Origin of the sequence: Microbacterium esteraromaticum (genome assembly GCF_900163815.1) — a bacterium.
Classification (GTDB): domain Bacteria; phylum Actinomycetota; class Actinomycetes; order Actinomycetales; family Microbacteriaceae; genus Microbacterium; species Microbacterium esteraromaticum_B.
Genome location: NZ_FUKO01000021.1, coordinates 25,331 through 40,878, shown reverse-complemented (window position 1 = coordinate 40,878; position 15,548 = coordinate 25,331). Strand labels below are relative to the sequence as shown.

The following is a 15,548-nucleotide window of genomic DNA, read 5'->3' as shown; positions in this document are numbered from 1 at the left end:
CTCGCCTATCCCATCACGCCACGCTGCTCACAACCTCCGTGGGAAGAACACCTAGGCCGAGGGACGCTCAGTGCTCACCGTTCGCTGCTTCCTCGATCCAATCGATCGCCGCGTCAGAGAGGAAATTCCCGTCGGCCCCGGACTCTCCAACCCACCATGCACCAGCGGCCGGACCCCCACCCGCATCGGTGATCTCGCTCACAACAGAAGCCGGAACTACCTCGCCATTGTTCGCCGTCAGCCACTCGCGCGTTCCCACGCTCAGCCTCGGCCACCACCGCTCAATATCCATGGACACAGTCTCGCGCTAGAAGAGCCAGCCGGCCAGATGGTCTCCAGCCCGGGCATCCCACTGGTCTCAGATCAAGCGGACATTCTCACGGCGCCCTGTACGAATGTCCCCATTCCCAGTCTTTGTCAGACACACCCTAGCGGCCTTACCGACATCTTCGGGGGACAGCGAATGTCGCCATCAGACAACTCCGGTCGTCCCGAGGGCGGAGCCGAGTGCGAAAGTCGCCGCGAGTGCGAGCGCTCCGCCGAGCACGACCCGGATCGTCGGTCTGGTAGCCGAGTTTCCTCCGATCCTCGCACTGGTGAACCCGGTGACAGCGAGTGCTATGAGGACAACGGTGAAGGTGATCGGTACGCGGATCGCCTGCGGGGGAAGCAAGATGGCGAGCAGCGGGAGGAGCGCTCCGAGCGTGAACGCCAGCGCCGACGCTCCAGCAGCAGCCCAGGGGCTAACGACGGCAGCCTCGGTGATGCCGAGTTCGGCCTCGAGGTGCGCGGTGAGCGGATCATGAGCCGTCAACTCCTCCGCCACCTGACGCGCGGTCACGGGCCTTAGACCTTTCGCTTCGTAGATCCCGGCGAGCTCGTCGAGTTCCGCTACGGGTTCATCGGCCAACTCCCGCCGTTCCTTGATGATGAGAGCCCGTTGGCTGTCTCGCTGACTACTCACCGACACATACTCGCCGAGCGCCATCGAGATCGCCCCTCCGACAAGTCCGGCTACGCCAGCGGCCAGCAAAGGGGCCGACTCGCTCGTGGCACCGGCCACACCCACGACCAGTGATGCCACCGAGACAATGCCGTCATTCGCCCCCAACACGCCCGCGCGGAGCCAGTTCAGACGCCCTGCGAGGTCACCACGGTGCGGTTCGTCCGGATGAGCGCCGGAGGCGGGCTGAGGTGATTGCTTCTTTGCATCCGTAGCGCGGCTCATAGCGCCGGAGGTGCCTGCTCGTTGACCATTCCCGCAGGGAGCGGCGAGGGCGCGGATTCCGTGCCGGAGCGATACCGCCAGGGTCGCTCGCCATGGAATTTCAGTAGCTGAGCGCCGAGACCGATGAACACCATCGCGCACCACACCAGGATGTTCAGCCACGGGATCTGGAGTGCGACGATGAGGATCAGACCGCCGACCAGCGACTTGACCACCGGATGCTGACCGCCCCGCAGCAGTAGTCGACCAATGTAAAAGGACGCGAACACGAACGTGGACAGCGTGAGCACGACCCACACCAGCAGTCCTGCAAACGCCAACGGCGCGCCGACGACGGTAACTAGAAGGACCAGCAGCCCGATCGGGATAGCGAAAGATCCAACGAACCCGACCAGCAGCGCTTTCCAGGGGGACGGAACAAGCTGATCCGTCACTCGCTGCAGCCAGCGGGGAATAAGCAGCCCAGCAAGCAACGTCACCAAACTGAACGCGACCAGCGCATACAGCAAACCGACAAACCAAGCGACGATCGCCGCCCACGGTGACACCTCGACCTTGGGTGACTGTGGGGTCGCCACACGCTCGACGGAGCCATCAACTGCCCCGTCCGCGATGTGAGCCTTGCTGTCGCTGACGTATGAGACGTCACCACCGACTGACCCCCCGATGGTAAGGCGGTCGACACTAACGAGAACGTCACGGCCCACTTCGCCAGCGATGGCGACGGTGCTCGCCGCCCCAACCAGGTCATCACCCAATGACGCAGTTTCGGCGATGTTGATGTCTGCGGCGAAGATTGTGCCGCTGTGAGTGACTTTCCCGTTGATTGTGATGGACTGCGCGGACAGGCGCACGTTGCCATCCACAGTGCCAGTGATTGTGATCGTCTGCGCAGCCGCGATGACGTCGCCGGTCACGTTTCCGCTGACGGTTACCGACTGGCCCGCCGCATACACATCGCCGTCGATATCCCCCGACACATTGACGATCGCATCGGCATAGAACTGTGGTCCCTCACGAGCGTCTGTAACGGAGAAGGGGGCAGCGGGTGACGGAGCTGAGGTCGAGGCGGACGCTACCGCACCTGAGCTGAGAACCAGGAAGCCGACGGCAAGAGCGGCGGACATATAGCGGACAGTGCGTGGCAGGGAATTCATTGGGGCACCTTTCTTATGGCATGGTCGGCCGGGTGAGCGTCGGACCGAGTGTGTGAAGGATGGAGGATCCCGAGCAACACCAGGACTAGAGCCACTTCGCCTATGCCGAGGGTGAGGTAGATGGACTGCAGCCAGGAGTAGCCGATGATGGCAATCTCCACGAAAATCCAGATCGTGATTCCAAACCCGGCGACGGCTGCAGTGAGCAGACCACCCGGGTGTCGACGGTGAGTGGCGATAGCAGCCACCCCCTGCGTGCCGCCGACGACCAAGCCGAGGATCAGGCCTGGGATTACGTAAGAGGTGAACGGCGTCCCATCGAGATACGCCAATGGAACGCCGGCGCCATTCGCTGCGACGCCGAGGACCCCTCCCGCGAAGGCGGAGATTGCGCCGAAGTAGAGAAGCCCAAGCAATACGTTGCGGGCCCAGCCCCTCACGGCGTACACAGCGTACGAGCCACCGCGGCGCGCAGCAGTTCACGCCAGACGTGTTTGGCTTCCTGCTGCTTCCTCATACCTCTGATGCTCGCGCGCGCTTCTCTGAAGGTGTAGGGCCGAAGGTCCCCCCGCGTACTTGGCGCAGCAATGCACACCGGGACCTTTGGCCCTGCAAATCACCGCGAGGTTTGCCTAGCGTCGTCGATAACCCCAGATGCGGCCGCAGGTCCCGACACGACCGCTTAACGACATCTCGAGCACTACTACCCGTTCAGAAAGTTGCACTCATGCATGACATTCAAAAGCTCACGGTTCTCGGAACGGGTGTCCTCGGCTCCCAGATCGCGTATCAGGCAGCGTTCCACGGCTTCGATGTTGTTGCGTACGATCTCACGAACGATGCTATTGATGGTGCTCGAGCGCGCATGGCGAAGCTTGCCACCGTCTATGTCGCGGACGAGGTTGCCGGTGCGACGGACAAGACAACGGCAGCCGCCCTCGACAACGTCCGCTACTCCACAGATCTCGCAGATGCTGTGTCCCGCGCTGACCTTGTCGTCGAGGCGGTGCCGGAGAGTCTTGAGATCAAGCGAGCACTCTACGAGAAGCTGGCCACTCTGGCCCCGGCTGGCACGATCTTCGCGACGAACTCGTCAACGCTCCTTCCCAGCGATCTCAAGAATTTCACCGGACGACCTGACCGCTTCCTTGCACTGCACTATGCCAACAACGTGTGGCGGCAGAACACAGCCGAGGTCATGGGGACCACGGACACGGATCCGGTCGTTTACCAGGCAGTGGTGAACTTCGCCCGCCGCAGTGGCCTCGTTCCGATCGAACTGAAGAAGGAGAAGGCAGGTTACGTCCTGAATTCGTTGCTTGTTCCCCTCCTCAACGCCGCCGCGGAACTGCTTCTTGAAGGCGTCGCCGACCCGGAGACCATCGACAAGACCTGGCGGATCGCCACCGGGGCGCCGGCTGGCCCCTTCCAGATCTACGACGTCATAGGATTGAAAACGGCGTACAACGTCGCGGTGGCGAGTCCGGAACCTGGATCCCAAGCGTGGGCGGGCTACCTCAAAGCCAACTACATCGACAAAGGCAAGCTCGGCACCGCCACCGGTGAGGGCTTCTACAACTACTGATCGAGCGCCCGAAGCACCCGTGTCGGGACGACACAGCGGTGGAACTCCTTCGAGCGGACTCCCAGCGCGGCGAGATCAGGATCGTGGCGCACGAACTCGACGGCGGAAGCCACCAGGAACACCGGACAAGGAACGCCGCCGAGCGGCAGTACAGTCGCATCCCACGGAAGTCCAGAATCATCTTCTTGGAGGTGCACACCATCGACTCCTCAGAATTCGAGGAAGATCTCCGGGTGGAAGGCGAGGACAAGTTCGGGTACCGGGTCTAGCGAAAGCGCCTACGCGCCCAAGACGATCGCTGCCGTACTCCTAAACGGTGACTACCGTAAGACCACCGTGGCACTCACCAGACGGGAGACGACCTCTTGGCTTGTGGATCCGAGGAGGAAGCGACCGATCGCTCCACGTCCATGAGATCCGATGACGGTGAGGCGGGCCTCGGTTGCGAGACGATTGATGATGACCTCCGGGTAGCCTCGTTCTACGACTCGACGCAAGTCCAGATCGGGATACTTCTGTGCGATCCCTGCGAGCGAGATCGCGAGTGTTTCCTCACCGCGTTGCTGCATGTTTGTGAGGTAGTCAGCTGGGTAGGAATGCATGATCCTCGGTAGCGGAATTGTGACCCAGGCGTTGACTGCTGTAAGCGGCTCCCCGGTACGGTCCGCCTCCGCAGCGGCATATTCGATCGCGTGTTCCGAGGTTGGGGATCCGTCGACGCCGACAACCACTCCGCGACGGTCGGTGAGTTCGATATCGGGAACCACAGCAACAGGGCAATGGGAGCCCGCTACGATTCGGATGCCGTGCGGCCCGCGCTGTGGCCCCGAGTTCGGACCGCGGTAGTCGCTTCCGATCACAAGCAGATCGAACGCCCTCGAAGCGTCGTTGAGTTCCTCGACGGGGTTGCCTCGAGTGAGACGCGTGCCAACGGTCACCCCTCGCTCACGAACCCGTACTGCCACTGCGTCCAGCATTGCTTGTGTTAAAGCGATGGCATCTTTAACCACGTCTCCCTCACCGATGGCGCCCACTGCTCCGCCGATGACCGAGATGAGTTCGACTCTGCTGTGATGTGCTTCTGCTCGTTCGGATGCCCAGTCGACGGCCCGACGCGAAGCAGAGGTGTCAGTGACCCCGACGAGGATGGTATTTTTCATGACCATCGTCCTTTCTTGACGTCGTAACGGATTCGCTGGCGAATGGACCGCCTCGTTGCGTCCACTTCAGCGCGACGAGCCCAGATAGGTGTCACGATTCCTGCCTTTCAGCATCGTGCAGAACCACTACGACATCGGCGAGTTCGTTGCCCCATTGCTCTGCGCGCTCGAGTTCTCCAGCGAGGAGACGGCTGTCTTTGTCTACAAGGAAGCTCTTCGATCCAGCGAGCTCGCTCAGCCCCATCTTTCGCAGTCGCTTCGCGATGGTGGTCGCTGCCGACCCCGTGAAGATCTTCGGCATATCAACGCGGGTGTCGTAAGCCACGTATCCGAGCCTTGCCGCGAGGTCGACCTCAAGCAACTCGCGAACCCCTGTGGCAGCCCCCTCGCCCTCAAGCGTCAAGCGCGATCCCGAATCGCGGGCCCATCGTGCAGCCTCGGCGCGCGACTCCGGCCGGCTCAGTGAGTGGGCGTGTGTAGGGGCACCAACTACGAGGAGATCGGATGGTGACTGCGTAGGCACATCGGCAACGGAACTTAGAACGACGGCAACGCGGTCGCCCATCCCCGCGGCGATCGCTTCGGCAACTCGGCGCGTATTCCCGAACATCGACTCGAAGACAATCGTCGCTGTCGGTCGAAGCTTCTGATCAGTTCTCATCCCTCCACTGTGCGGGCATTCGCGTCACGAGGTAAGGGACCAAAGTCACACGGCGATCGCCGGGCCCGATCCGGACGGGTTCTGTCGGATAACGTCCTTCTGTCGCGCGGAGCGCAACCCCTGGTGCCACGGACAGGCACGCGAAAGGCTGAGGTCATGCGTTTCTTCCGGCAGTATCCCGTGATCGTCTTCACGGCCATAGTCCTCGCAGGAGTGCTCACCCTCCACGCCCTCGATAAGAATTCGGTTGGACGGTGGATCGCCACTGCCTATGTCGGGGCATTCGTAGTCTGGACGCTCATCGGGATGGTGCGGGATGTGCTTCGCGGGCATGTTGGGCTCGACATCCTCGCGGTGGTGGCGATGGTCGCGACGCTTGCCGTCGGGGAGTATCTCGCGGCGCTCATCATCGTCTTGATGCTCTCAGGCGGCGAAGCACTCGAAGATTTCGCAGGCCGCCGAGCAAAACGGGATCTGTCGGCGTTACTGGATCGGTCGCCGCGCATCGCACACGTTCTCACCCGTCCACACGTTTCGGACTCCGATGAGGTGCAGGAGATTGCCGTCGACGACGTCTCGATTGGCGACACGCTACTCGTGCGACCGGCGGAAATCGTGCCAGTTGACGGCATCCTGCTCACGGAATCCGGGACTTTCGACGAATCGTCACTCACCGGGGAGAGCATGCCGGTGACCCTCGATGCCGGAGGCGAAGTGCTCTCCGGGGCGATTAACGGGGCGCGGGCTGTTCGAATCCAAGCGGTACGCACCAGCGCCGACAGTCAGTATCAGCAGATCGTGGCGCTCGTTCACGCCGCCGAAGAATCGCACGCGCCGGTCGTGCGTCTTGCCGATCGCTTCGCAATTCCGTTCACAGCTGTCGCTCTCGTGATCGCTGGCACGGCGTGGGCGATCTCGGGAGACTCGACCCGATTCGCTGAAGTGCTCGTGCTGGCAACCCCGTGCCCACTCCTCATCGCCGCTCCCGTTGCGTTCCTGGGCGGGCTTTCCCGTGCCGCAAAGACGGGAGTGATCATGAAGGGTGGCGCGGTGATCGAGCAGTTGGCTCGGGTGCGCTCGGCGGCCTTCGATAAGACGGGAACGCTCACTCAGGGTAGACCGAATCTTGTCGATGTACGCCCCGTTGCGGGCGTCGACGCGGACGAGCTCCTGATGCTCGCAGCGTCCGCCGAGCAATACTCTTCGCACGTGCTTGCCGAGGGAATCCGCCGTGCCGCTACCGAACGCCGCCTCATTCTTCGCGCATCTGACGATGCGAGTGAGGTCGCGACCAACGGGGTCGTGGCGGTCATCGACAGCCGGACTGTCGTCGTGGGTAAGCCTGCCTTCGTCACCTCACTCGCCCCTGACACGGTGCGCGCAACTCTCGGAATTGGCGAAGCCGCGGCCTATGTGGCGATCGACGGTCGGTTCGGAGGTGTCCTCGTCCTCGCCGACGCGCCGCGACTTGAAGCGGCAGGAGTCACCTCGTGGCTGCGCGCCAACGGCGTCGGGCGTCTCACGATGCTCACTGGTGATGCTCGATCGACAGCGGAGTCCATCGGGCATGCGGTCGGTATTGACGATGTCCACGCAGAGCTCCTGCCGTCCGAAAAGGTTCAACTCGCTGCCGAGCTTCATCCGAGACCGATGATGATGGTCGGCGACGGAGTCAACGACGCCCCCGTACTCGCGGCGGCCGATATCGGTGTTGCGATGGGCGCGAGAGGCGCGACTGCGGCGGGCGACGCTGCTGACGTCGTCATCCTCGTTGACTCGTTGGCGAAGGTCGTCGATGCGGTCTCGATCGGGCGACACACGCTTCGCGTCGCACTTACCGCGATCTGGATCGGGATTGGGCTGAGCGTCGGGCTTATGGTCGTCGCGATGACGGGATTTATCCCAGCGGTCGCCGGCGCTCTCATCCAAGAGGTCGTAGACCTCGCGACAATCCTGTACGCCCTCCGAGCGCTCGGTGGTCCTCCCACCGGGCTTGTCACGACCGACCGTAAATTGGCGGGTGTCGTTGGCAACCGAGCGCGCCATTAAGGGCAGCTTGTGTGCCGTCGTCCATCCAGTTCCGAGGGACCTTCGGCCCTGTCGGTTCCTCAGCGGAAGTTGTCCAATGAGAGGAACATAAAGGGGCAATTCATGAACTCACCACGAGGCAACGTCCAATTGGACACGAGCGCGACCGATGGTTTCGGGGCACGCTCGCGCACGATCAAAGGTGCAGAGGCCAGTGGCGTGGAAACCTTGACGATGAAGGAGTGCTGGCGGCTTATCAGAGCGGGGTCACTTGGCCGCCTCGCCATCACTGGCCGAGATGGTGCGCCAGATATCTACCCGCTGAACTACAAAGTCCATGGCGGATCAATCTATTTCCGGTCTGCGCCGGGATCGAAGCTCGCGGCGATAGTTACCCATCCGGTCGCCGCGTTGGAGATCGACGGCAAAGACGCAGGCTTCCACTGGAGTGTCGTTGTGCGAGGCGCCATGCGTCGTCTCTCAACTGACCAGGAGATCCACGATTCGGGCGTGAAACGCTTGGTCTCCTCGAGTCCCACCGCAAAGTACAACTACGTCTGCATTGAGACCTCTTCGGTCTCGGGACGTCGATTCTTTGACAGATCTAGTGGGATATCAGCCGCCCAGCGAAACGCGATCGTCAAGCATCCTTTGGGCGCTCAGGAGCCGACGCGGTCCGTCGACGACACTGTAATGCGCTCGCGCCGCAACTCGAACAGAGCACTTCGTCCTCTGCGGATCCCGCACTTTCCTCCGCGCTAAAGACGGACGTCGACCCGCGGAACCCAGGCCGCGGGCAGAGTGGCTACGGGTGGAGCGCCTATCTCCGGCACTTTTCGGATGCCCGCAGCACGGGCTTCCGAACTTCGACATACCAGAGCACGACAGAAGCAAGTGCGACGCACGCACCCCAGTGCGCGAGGTCCAACGGGGCATCGAGGAGAACCGCTTCTTCGACTCAGCGTGAAGCGTGCTGCTACTCACCCTTCGCGGCTTTCCGTGCCGCCGACGTTCGAGCTTCCGACGCCGGTGTTTACCTCGCGCGCTTGCGACTCAGGTCCCTCCGTCCAGGTCCAGTCGGCGACCTCGGGGATGTCCTCGCCGTGTTCCCGGGTGTAGGCGCGGGCGCGCACTCGCGCATCCTGCATCCGCTGGCGAAGACCCGCATATCGCTCGCCGAGCCCCGGAACGCGGTCGAGAACGTCAATGACGAGACGATAGCGGTCGATGTCGTTGAGCATGACCATGTCGAAAGGCGTTGTCGTCGTGCCCTCCTCCTTATATCCGCGGACGTGCAGATCAGCGTGTCCCGCGCGCCGGTACGTTAGCCGGTGGATCAGCCACGGGTACCCGTGGTACGCGAAGATGACTGGGCGGTCGGTTGTGAAAATAGCGTCGTACTCGCGGTCGCTCATGCCGTGCGGATGTTCGCCCTCGCTGACGAGACGCATCAGATCGACGACATTGACGACCCTGACCTTGAGCTCGGGGACCGCTTCGCGTAGGAGGGATGCCGCCGCCAGAACTTCGAGCGTTGGCACATCGCCGGCGCAGCCGAGCACCACATCCGGCTGCTCCCCCTCCACTTCGGTCCCCGCCCACTCGAAGATACCGACGCCACGGGTCATGTGTTCGATCGCCCGGTCCATGCTGAGCCAGTTGAATGTGGGCTGCTTGCCCGCCACCACGACATTGACGTAGTCGACACTGCGCAGGCAGTGGTCATACGCGGACAGCAACGTATTGGCGTCAAACGGAAGGTACACACGCACCACGTCGGCCTTCTTGTTCACCACGTGGTCAATGAAACCGGGGTCCTGGTGGGAGGAGCCGTTGTGATCCTGACGCCACACGTGAGACGACAGCAAATAGTTGAGCGAGGCGATCGGGCGGCGCCACGGGATCTCCTTGCTCGTCTTCAACCATTTGGCGTGCTGATTGAACATCGAGTCGACGATGTGCACGAATGCCTCGTAGGTGTTGAACAGCCCATGCCGACCGGTCAACAGATAGCCTTCCAGCCAGCCTTCGCACTGGTGCTCGCTGAGCATCTCGACGACGCGGCCGGTAGGGGCCAGGTGTTCGTCGGAGGGTAGATAGGCCGCGTTCCACTGCTTGTCAGTGACCTCAAGCACGGCGCCAAGACGGTTCGACACAGTCTCGTCTGGGCCGAAGATGCGGAAGTTGTCGGGGTTCGCCCGGATGACATCCCTGAGCCACTCGCCCAGCACACGGGTAGCCTCATTCACCGTCGCCCCGGGGGCCGGGACGCCCACCGCATAGTCGCGGAAATCGGGAAGCACCAGATCGCGTCTAAGCACCCCGCCGTTCGCGACGGGGTTCGCGCTCATCCGCAGCGCTCCCTTCGGCGCGAGGTCTGTGATGAGGGGTATCGGTGTGCCCGAGTTGTCGAACAGCTCCTCTGGCCGGTAGGACCGGAGCCACCCGTCGAGGACGTCGAGATGTTCCGGGGTGTCGCGGGCGCTGGCGAGCGGCACCTGGTGAGAGCGCCAGTTGTTCTCAGCGGGCAGGCCGTCGATCTCTTTCGGGCACGTCCAACCCTTCGGCGTCCGCAGGATGATCATCGGCCACGCAGGCCGATTCTGCAATGTTCCCGCCGCGGCCGACGCTTTGATCTCTGCGATCTGATTCAGAACCGTGTCGAGTGTCTCGGCCAGCCGCCGGTGCACGGCCGCCGGGTCTTCGCCGTCGAAGCCGCCCGACACGAGGTAGGGCGTGTGGCCGTAGCCGCGCATAAGGCTCAGGAGTTCTTCCTCCGGAATCCGCGCCAGCACCGTGGGATTAGCGATCTTGTACCCGTTCAAGTGCAGGATTGGCAGCACCACCCCATCGGTCAGCGGGTTGAGGAACTTGTTGGAATGCCAGCTCGTCGCAAGCGGCCCCGTCTCCGCCTCACCATCCCCGATCACCGCGGCGACCAGCAGGTCCGGGTTGTCGAACGCGGCACCGTACGCGTGGGAAAGCGCATAGCCGAGCTCACCACCCTCATGGATCGAACCGGGCGTGTCAGCCGAAGCATGGCTGGGGATCCCGCCAGGGAAGGAGAACTGGCGGCACAGCTTCTGCAAGCCGTCCGCATTCTGGCCAATATCTGAGTAAAGCTCGGAGTAGGTGCCATCCAGGTAGGCGTTGGCGACCATGCCGGGCCCGCCATGGCCAGGACCGGTGATGTAGATGGTGCTGATCTCTCGCTCCCGGATCACCCGGTTCAGGTGTGCGTAGAGGAAGTTCAGCCCGGGCGTCGTACCCCAGTGGCCGAGGAGCCGCGGTTTGATGTGCTCTCGCGTGAGAGGCTCGCGAAGAAGCGGATTGTCGAGCAGGTAGATCTGCCCGACAGAGAGGTAGTTTGCTGCACGCCACCAGGCATCGAGTTGGGCGAGCGTCTCGTCCCCGAGTCTGTGATTTTCACGATAGGAGAATGCTGCCGTTCCGCGATCAGGGATGGATGCCGTTGGTTCGCTGGCGCTCATTCGTTACTCGTTTCGCTCATGCTCGATGTCTACGACTTCCGTGGGCGGTTACGCCACGTGGTTGACGGCGACGGGCGATGAGTGCTCCCTGCTTCCCGTTGCCGTACGAAAAGTCTGGGTGATGCGCGAGATCGGCCACAGGGCCAAAGGTCCCTCGGCGGTATGTCAATGCAATCTGTGCGGGGAGACTCGCGAGGCGTGAACGGGAGGACCTTTGGCCTTACGCCTGTCTGGCAGCGTGGGCGAGCATCGACACATGAGACAGCTGCAGGAGACCAAACCCATTTGGCATGCACTGGTGTGGATCGTGATCTACATCGTTGCCGTCAACGTCGGGGATTACGTGGGCGAGATACTGGGATTTCCCGGGATGACGAGTGTTGTCCTCGTCGGGCTTTCGATCGCCCTACTCGTCTACCTGCGGGCCGGTCGACGGCTCGCTTTTTACGGCATTCGGCCAGTGCAGCCGAAAACTCTCCCGCTGACTGTTTTCTACATTCCGTTGTTCGCGATCGCGTTTCTCCAGTACGGCAAGGGATTCGCCGCGAACCTCAACTGGCAGACAGTGATTTTCGCGATCATCCTTGTCGCCGCTGTCGGGTTCATCGAGGAGCTTCTCTTCCGCGGATTCCTGCTCCAAGCACTGCGGACGCGCGGCAATCTCACTCGCGCGATAGTCATCTCCGGCGTCACCTTCGGCGTAGGGCACATCGTGAATCTGTTACGCGGCTACTCCCTGACCGATCAAGCTCTGCAGCTGGCTGGGGCAATCCTGATCGGTATCGCGCTGGCGTATTGCGTGGTGCTGACCGGAAGTATCCTGCTTGGTGTTGTCTTCCATGCGCTGTTCAACCTCAGCGGAACGCTCTCGGCGCACTCCGCTGTTGGCGACACGATCGCGGTCGGGATCATCGCGATCGTGATGATCCCCTACATCCTCATTCTCCGTCGTCGCCTTGCCACCGCGGGACCTGCGATTCCCACCATCGCAGCTCCGACTTTGCGCACACCGTGAATCCGTGACTCGCCGGAGCGGCTCAGTCTCCTTTGTGTTTCCGCTCAGCCCCGTAGACCGCCGCCTGAGTGCGACGTTCCATGCCGAGCTTGGCGAGCAGCCCGCTCACGTAGTTCTTCACAGTCTTCTCGGCGAGACCAAGTCTCTCTCCAATCTCACGATTGGTCAGACCGCCGGTGATCAGGTCGAGGACTTGGTTCTCGCGCATCGAGAGGTCGAGGTCGGCGGGTTCGTCGAGGTTCTGCGGGTTGGGGCGGATCGCGGTCGCCCCACGACGCAGCACGTCGGTGGACTGAATTGAACTTCCTGCAGCGGCGCGTCGAATTGCGTCGATGAGTGCCCCACTGCGGATGTCTTTGAGGACGTACCCGTTGGCGCCGGCCAGAATCGCTGAACGCAGGGCGTCGTCGTCGTCGTAGGCCGTGAGGATGAGGCAGGCGATCTCCGGGTGCGCGGATCGGATGTCGCGGCACAGGCTGACCCCGTCACCGTCAGGGAGGCGGACGTCGAGGACGGCGACGTCGGGCAGCGTGGCATCGATCCGCCGGACTGCCTCGCGAAACGTGCCTGCTTCACCGATCACGGAGAGGTCGGCCTCCGCGTCGATCAGCTGTGCGATCCCACGCCGCACGATCTCGTGATCGTCCACCAGAAAGACGCGGGTCATGATTCTCCTGATTGGCTACTGTTCGTTACTGGCGCTGACCATTCGATGCGCGTTCCCGATGCCGAGTCAGAGGTGATCGTGCATAGGCCACTATGAAGCAGGGCACGTTCGGTGATATTTGCCAGGCCGCTCAAGCGCGCTCCGTCCGGGATGCCGCGGCCGTCGTCGAATACCGTGAGAACGACCGCTCCGCCTGTGATCTCGACGGCGACTTCGATGCGACGGGCATGTGCATGTTTGACTGCGTTGGTCAGGCACTCGCGCAACACCGCGACGAGTTCCGTTGCGAGCGGCGCGTGAATGAGAGAGTCAAGTGGCCCCGAGAAGGTGATGCGGGGTGTGGACGAGAGCCCGGCGAAGACCTCGGAGATGGTATCCAACAGGCGATCGCGAGTCCGCTTCTGCTTTCCGCGCTCGCCCGCACCGAGCGCGAATACGACCGTTCTGATGTCCTTGATCGCGGCGTCTATCGCGTCCACTTGTGACTCGAGCACCGCGGATGTCGCGGCATCGACCGTCCCCGACACCGCCTGCAGTGACAGTCCGGCGCCGAAAAGGCGTTGGATGACGTGGTCATGCAGGTCGCGCGCGATCCGAGCACGATCGCGATTCGTTTCGAGGCGTCGTCGGTCCTCGCTAGCTCGGACCACTTCGATGGCGACGCTCGCCTGAGCGGCGAATGTGAATGCGAGATCCAGGTCCTCGTCGGTGAATGCAGAAGCTCCCAGACGCCGTGCGAGCGTGAGAACACCCAGCGGCTCGGTACCGCTGTAGAGCGGAATGGCGACTGTGGGTCCCGACCCCGGCTGCCAGTCGACCGGCGCCTGGTCCGCGTCGGCATCACCGACGACGCTCGCCGCCCGCTGCGTGGCCAGTGCGCGGGCCGCCAGTGTTCCGGCTGCGGGGAAGATGCGACCCCGCAGTGAAGCCGCATCGTGACCATGGACCGTAGTGACTCGGAAATCGTCGTCGCCGTGCGGCACAGCTACCACAACCAGATCGACGTCGATCAAGGCACCGACGTGCTCCGCGATGACATCCAGCACGCTCTCGTCAGCGACCTCGAGCATCGCGGCCATCACGTCAGCGGTCGTGTCGCTCCAGATCTCGCGTGTCTTCGCAACGTCGTACAAGTGCGCGTTCTCGATCGCGATTCCTGCCGTGGCTGCTAGAGCGATGACCAGCTTCTCGTCCTCATCAGTGAACGGACCCTTGTCTCCCGATGTCAGATAGAGGTTGCCATAGATGCGGTCGCCGACTCTCACCGGGACACCAAGAAAAGCATCCATCGGTGGATGATGCTCCGGAAAGCCAGCCGATCGTGGGTCGGACGCAAGGCGCGGGATCCGAATTGGCATGCGATCGGTGATCACGGCCCCGAGCAGCCCCTTCCCCGTGGGTGGTTGGCCGATCTGCTCGACGGTGACAGCGTCCATACCGACGTGGATGAATCGCTCCATATGACCATCGCGTGTAGTGACTCCGAGAGCACCATAAGGGGCATCGACCAACCTCATCGCCGCCTCGACGATTCGTCGAAGCACCACCTCGAGATCCAGACGCTCGACTATGGAAGCGTTCGCCTCGAGCAGGTCTCGGAGCCTGCGCTGCGCAAGTGCTGCGTTTGCCGCCTCATCGGGCAGCCTTGAACGTTCGGACATCGCTGCCTCCCGTCGCGGCGAGTCTATCGAGCGATCACATGTCCAGGGTGGTGTTCGGCGCGATGCACACAGGAACCACAGATTGAGTGAGCAGCTCGCGAGCGACCGATCCAAGCAGCGCGTCAGGGAGGAAGCGCCGATGCGACATCCCTATAACCAACAGGGAGGCATCCCGTGCACGCTCAAGGAGCACTCCTGCCGTGTCTCCGTGGGACAAGATTTGCTCCACAGCCAGGTTGGGACGCGCAGCGCTCGTTCGCAGGGCGGCGCTGCGCAGCACTCTCGAGTGCTCGGCTCTCACCTGGATTGGTGACGCCCGGAGAGAGATCGCCCCTTCGACGCGCGGAACGGGCATCTGCCAGGCGTGCACGATCACGAGCGATGCGCCGGCGGCGTCCGCTTCGCTCGCGGCCACCTCGACGGCTCGCGAGTTCGCTTCGTGTCCGGAGAAGCCGACAACGACCGCGGCATCGGAAGGCGACCAGTGAGCCGGCACCACGACGATCGGGACGGCAGACCCCGTGGCGAGTCGCAGGAACCGACCGGACATCATCGAACTCGCCGCCCCGTCGCGGTGTGCACCAACAACCAACAGATCCGCTGCAGTGGCCTGCTCGAACAGCGCCCCCGGCATCGTGCCTGACACACGCCGAGAGGTAACTTCGCATTCCGGTGCGCTGTCGAGCACACGGAGTTCGGCCGCGCGGAGAGATGCGCCGGTCTGACTCTCGTCCGAGAGGATCGTGCCTCCGATCGTCACGATCTCAATCCGAGTCCCGCCATGGATGGCTCGTTCAGCCGCCCAGTCCACGGCCACGAGGGACGCATTGGTCCCATCGAAACCCACGACTATGGTCTTCATATCGCACGGCCTTCCCCTGTAGCCTCGCGGCCC

At 62.8% G+C, this 15,548-nt stretch carries 15 protein-coding genes; 4 read left to right on the top strand and 11 right to left on the bottom strand.

From position 1 onward, the window contains the following. Nucleotides 1-67 precede the first annotated feature (67 nt). From FM104_RS09335 to FM104_RS09320, 4 genes are all read right to left on the bottom strand, one after another. Nucleotides 68-292, bottom strand: a complete 225-nt coding sequence (locus FM104_RS09335) for a hypothetical protein (RefSeq protein ID WP_087013721.1) — start codon at nt 290-292, stop codon at nt 68-70. Nucleotides 293-472: 180 nt separating this feature from the next. Continuing rightward, nucleotides 473-1,228 (bottom strand): VIT1/CCC1 transporter family protein, encoded by a 756-nt coding sequence (locus tag FM104_RS09330; RefSeq protein ID WP_087013724.1) that lies wholly within the window; start codon nt 1,226-1,228, stop codon nt 473-475. Further along, nucleotides 1,225-2,385 carry a bactofilin family protein gene (locus FM104_RS09325; RefSeq protein WP_087013727.1) on the bottom strand — a complete coding sequence of 387 codons (1,161 nt, stop codon included), beginning with the start codon at nt 2,383-2,385 and terminating at the stop codon, nt 1,225-1,227. The genes FM104_RS09330 and FM104_RS09325 overlap by 4 nt, the downstream gene beginning before the upstream one ends. Then, nucleotides 2,382-2,834 (bottom strand): hypothetical protein, encoded by a 453-nt coding sequence (locus FM104_RS09320; RefSeq protein WP_179206746.1) that lies wholly within the window; start codon nt 2,832-2,834, stop codon nt 2,382-2,384. Before FM104_RS09320 ends, FM104_RS09325 begins: the two co-directional genes overlap by 4 nt. A gap of 278 nt (nt 2,835-3,112) precedes the next feature. Here FM104_RS09320 and FM104_RS09315 point away from each other — a divergent pair, with 278 nt between their 5' ends. Next, nucleotides 3,113-3,970 (top strand): 3-hydroxyacyl-CoA dehydrogenase, encoded by an 858-nt coding sequence (locus FM104_RS09315; RefSeq protein WP_087131700.1) that lies wholly within the window; start codon nt 3,113-3,115, stop codon nt 3,968-3,970. On the opposite strand, the gene FM104_RS16275 is transcribed toward FM104_RS09315, so the two are convergent. From FM104_RS16275 to FM104_RS09300, 3 genes are all read right to left on the bottom strand, one after another. Then, nucleotides 3,964-4,167: a hypothetical protein gene (locus FM104_RS16275; protein ID WP_143738320.1), complete on the bottom strand. Its 204-nt coding sequence runs from the start codon at nt 4,165-4,167 to the stop codon at nt 3,964-3,966. The two genes, FM104_RS09315 and FM104_RS16275, sit on opposite strands and share 7 nt — an antisense overlap. Before the next feature lie 123 nt (nt 4,168-4,290). Continuing rightward, on the bottom strand, nt 4,291-5,130 hold the full coding sequence (locus tag FM104_RS09305; RefSeq protein ID WP_087131711.1) for a universal stress protein: 840 nt from the start codon (nt 5,128-5,130) through the stop codon (nt 4,291-4,293). A 91-nt stretch (nt 5,131-5,221) separates the two neighbouring features. Further along, a complete protein-coding gene (locus FM104_RS09300; RefSeq protein ID WP_087131694.1) occupies nt 5,222-5,791 on the bottom strand; it encodes a flavodoxin family protein in 570 nt (189 codons plus the stop codon). A gap of 156 nt (nt 5,792-5,947) precedes the next feature. Between FM104_RS09300 and FM104_RS09295 the strand changes: the two genes are divergently transcribed. Both FM104_RS09295 and FM104_RS09290 read left to right on the top strand, forming a co-directional pair. Beyond that, the gene (locus tag FM104_RS09295; protein ID WP_087131691.1) at nt 5,948-7,840 is read left to right on the top strand and encodes a heavy metal translocating P-type ATPase; all 1,893 of its coding nucleotides are present in this window, start codon (nt 5,948-5,950) and stop codon (nt 7,838-7,840) included. Between the two features lie 102 nt (nt 7,841-7,942). Beyond that, nucleotides 7,943-8,581 (top strand): pyridoxamine 5'-phosphate oxidase family protein, encoded by a 639-nt coding sequence (locus FM104_RS09290; protein WP_087131688.1) that lies wholly within the window; start codon nt 7,943-7,945, stop codon nt 8,579-8,581. Between the two features lie 218 nt (nt 8,582-8,799). Here the strand turns inward: FM104_RS09290 and FM104_RS09285 are convergent, their stop codons facing one another. After that, nucleotides 8,800-11,283: a phosphoketolase family protein gene (locus tag FM104_RS09285; RefSeq protein ID WP_373407843.1), complete on the bottom strand. Its 2,484-nt coding sequence runs from the start codon at nt 11,281-11,283 to the stop codon at nt 8,800-8,802. Between the two features lie 325 nt (nt 11,284-11,608). Between FM104_RS09285 and FM104_RS09280 the strand changes: the two genes are divergently transcribed. Continuing rightward, nucleotides 11,609-12,325, top strand: a complete 717-nt coding sequence (locus tag FM104_RS09280; RefSeq protein WP_179206745.1) for a CPBP family intramembrane glutamic endopeptidase — start codon at nt 11,609-11,611, stop codon at nt 12,323-12,325. A 22-nt stretch (nt 12,326-12,347) separates the two neighbouring features. Here the strand turns inward: FM104_RS09280 and FM104_RS09275 are convergent, their stop codons facing one another. From FM104_RS09275 to FM104_RS09265, 3 genes are all read right to left on the bottom strand, one after another. Beyond that, a complete protein-coding gene (locus tag FM104_RS09275; RefSeq protein WP_087131680.1) occupies nt 12,348-12,992 on the bottom strand; it encodes a response regulator in 645 nt (214 codons plus the stop codon). Next, on the bottom strand, nt 12,989-14,509 hold the full coding sequence (locus FM104_RS09270; RefSeq protein WP_256971596.1) for a sensor histidine kinase: 1,521 nt from the start codon (nt 14,507-14,509) through the stop codon (nt 12,989-12,991). Before FM104_RS09270 ends, FM104_RS09275 begins: the two co-directional genes overlap by 4 nt. 178 nt (nt 14,510-14,687) lie before the next feature. Further along, complete coding sequence (locus FM104_RS09265) at nt 14,688-15,515, bottom strand: universal stress protein (RefSeq protein ID WP_179206744.1); 828 nt, start codon at nt 15,513-15,515, stop codon at nt 14,688-14,690. Nucleotides 15,516-15,548: the final 33 nt, after the last annotated feature.

Excerpts from the sequence above, each read along its gene's own strand:
- FM104_RS09335 (WP_087013721.1), bottom strand. The coding sequence starts at position 292 with ATGGATATTGAGCGGTGGTGGCCGAGGCTGAGCGTGGGAACGCGCGAG.
- FM104_RS09330 (WP_087013724.1), bottom strand. The coding sequence starts at position 1,228 with ATGAGCCGCGCTACGGATGCAAAGAAGCAATCACCTCAGCCCGCCTCC.
- FM104_RS09325 (WP_087013727.1), bottom strand. The coding sequence starts at position 2,385 with ATGAATTCCCTGCCACGCACTGTCCGCTATATGTCCGCCGCTCTTGCC.
- FM104_RS09315 (WP_087131700.1), top strand. The coding sequence starts at position 3,113 with ATGCATGACATTCAAAAGCTCACGGTTCTCGGAACGGGTGTCCTCGGC.
- FM104_RS09305 (WP_087131711.1), bottom strand. The coding sequence starts at position 5,130 with ATGAAAAATACCATCCTCGTCGGGGTCACTGACACCTCTGCTTCGCGT.
- FM104_RS09300 (WP_087131694.1), bottom strand. The coding sequence starts at position 5,791 with ATGAGAACTGATCAGAAGCTTCGACCGACAGCGACGATTGTCTTCGAG.
- FM104_RS09295 (WP_087131691.1), top strand. The coding sequence starts at position 5,948 with ATGCGTTTCTTCCGGCAGTATCCCGTGATCGTCTTCACGGCCATAGTC.
- FM104_RS09290 (WP_087131688.1), top strand. The coding sequence starts at position 7,943 with ATGAACTCACCACGAGGCAACGTCCAATTGGACACGAGCGCGACCGAT.
- FM104_RS09275 (WP_087131680.1), bottom strand. The coding sequence starts at position 12,992 with ATGACCCGCGTCTTTCTGGTGGACGATCACGAGATCGTGCGGCGTGGG.
- FM104_RS09270 (WP_256971596.1), bottom strand. The coding sequence starts at position 14,509 with ATGAGGTTGGTCGATGCCCCTTATGGTGCTCTCGGAGTCACTACACGC.
- FM104_RS09265 (WP_179206744.1), bottom strand. The coding sequence starts at position 15,515 with ATGAAGACCATAGTCGTGGGTTTCGATGGGACCAATGCGTCCCTCGTG.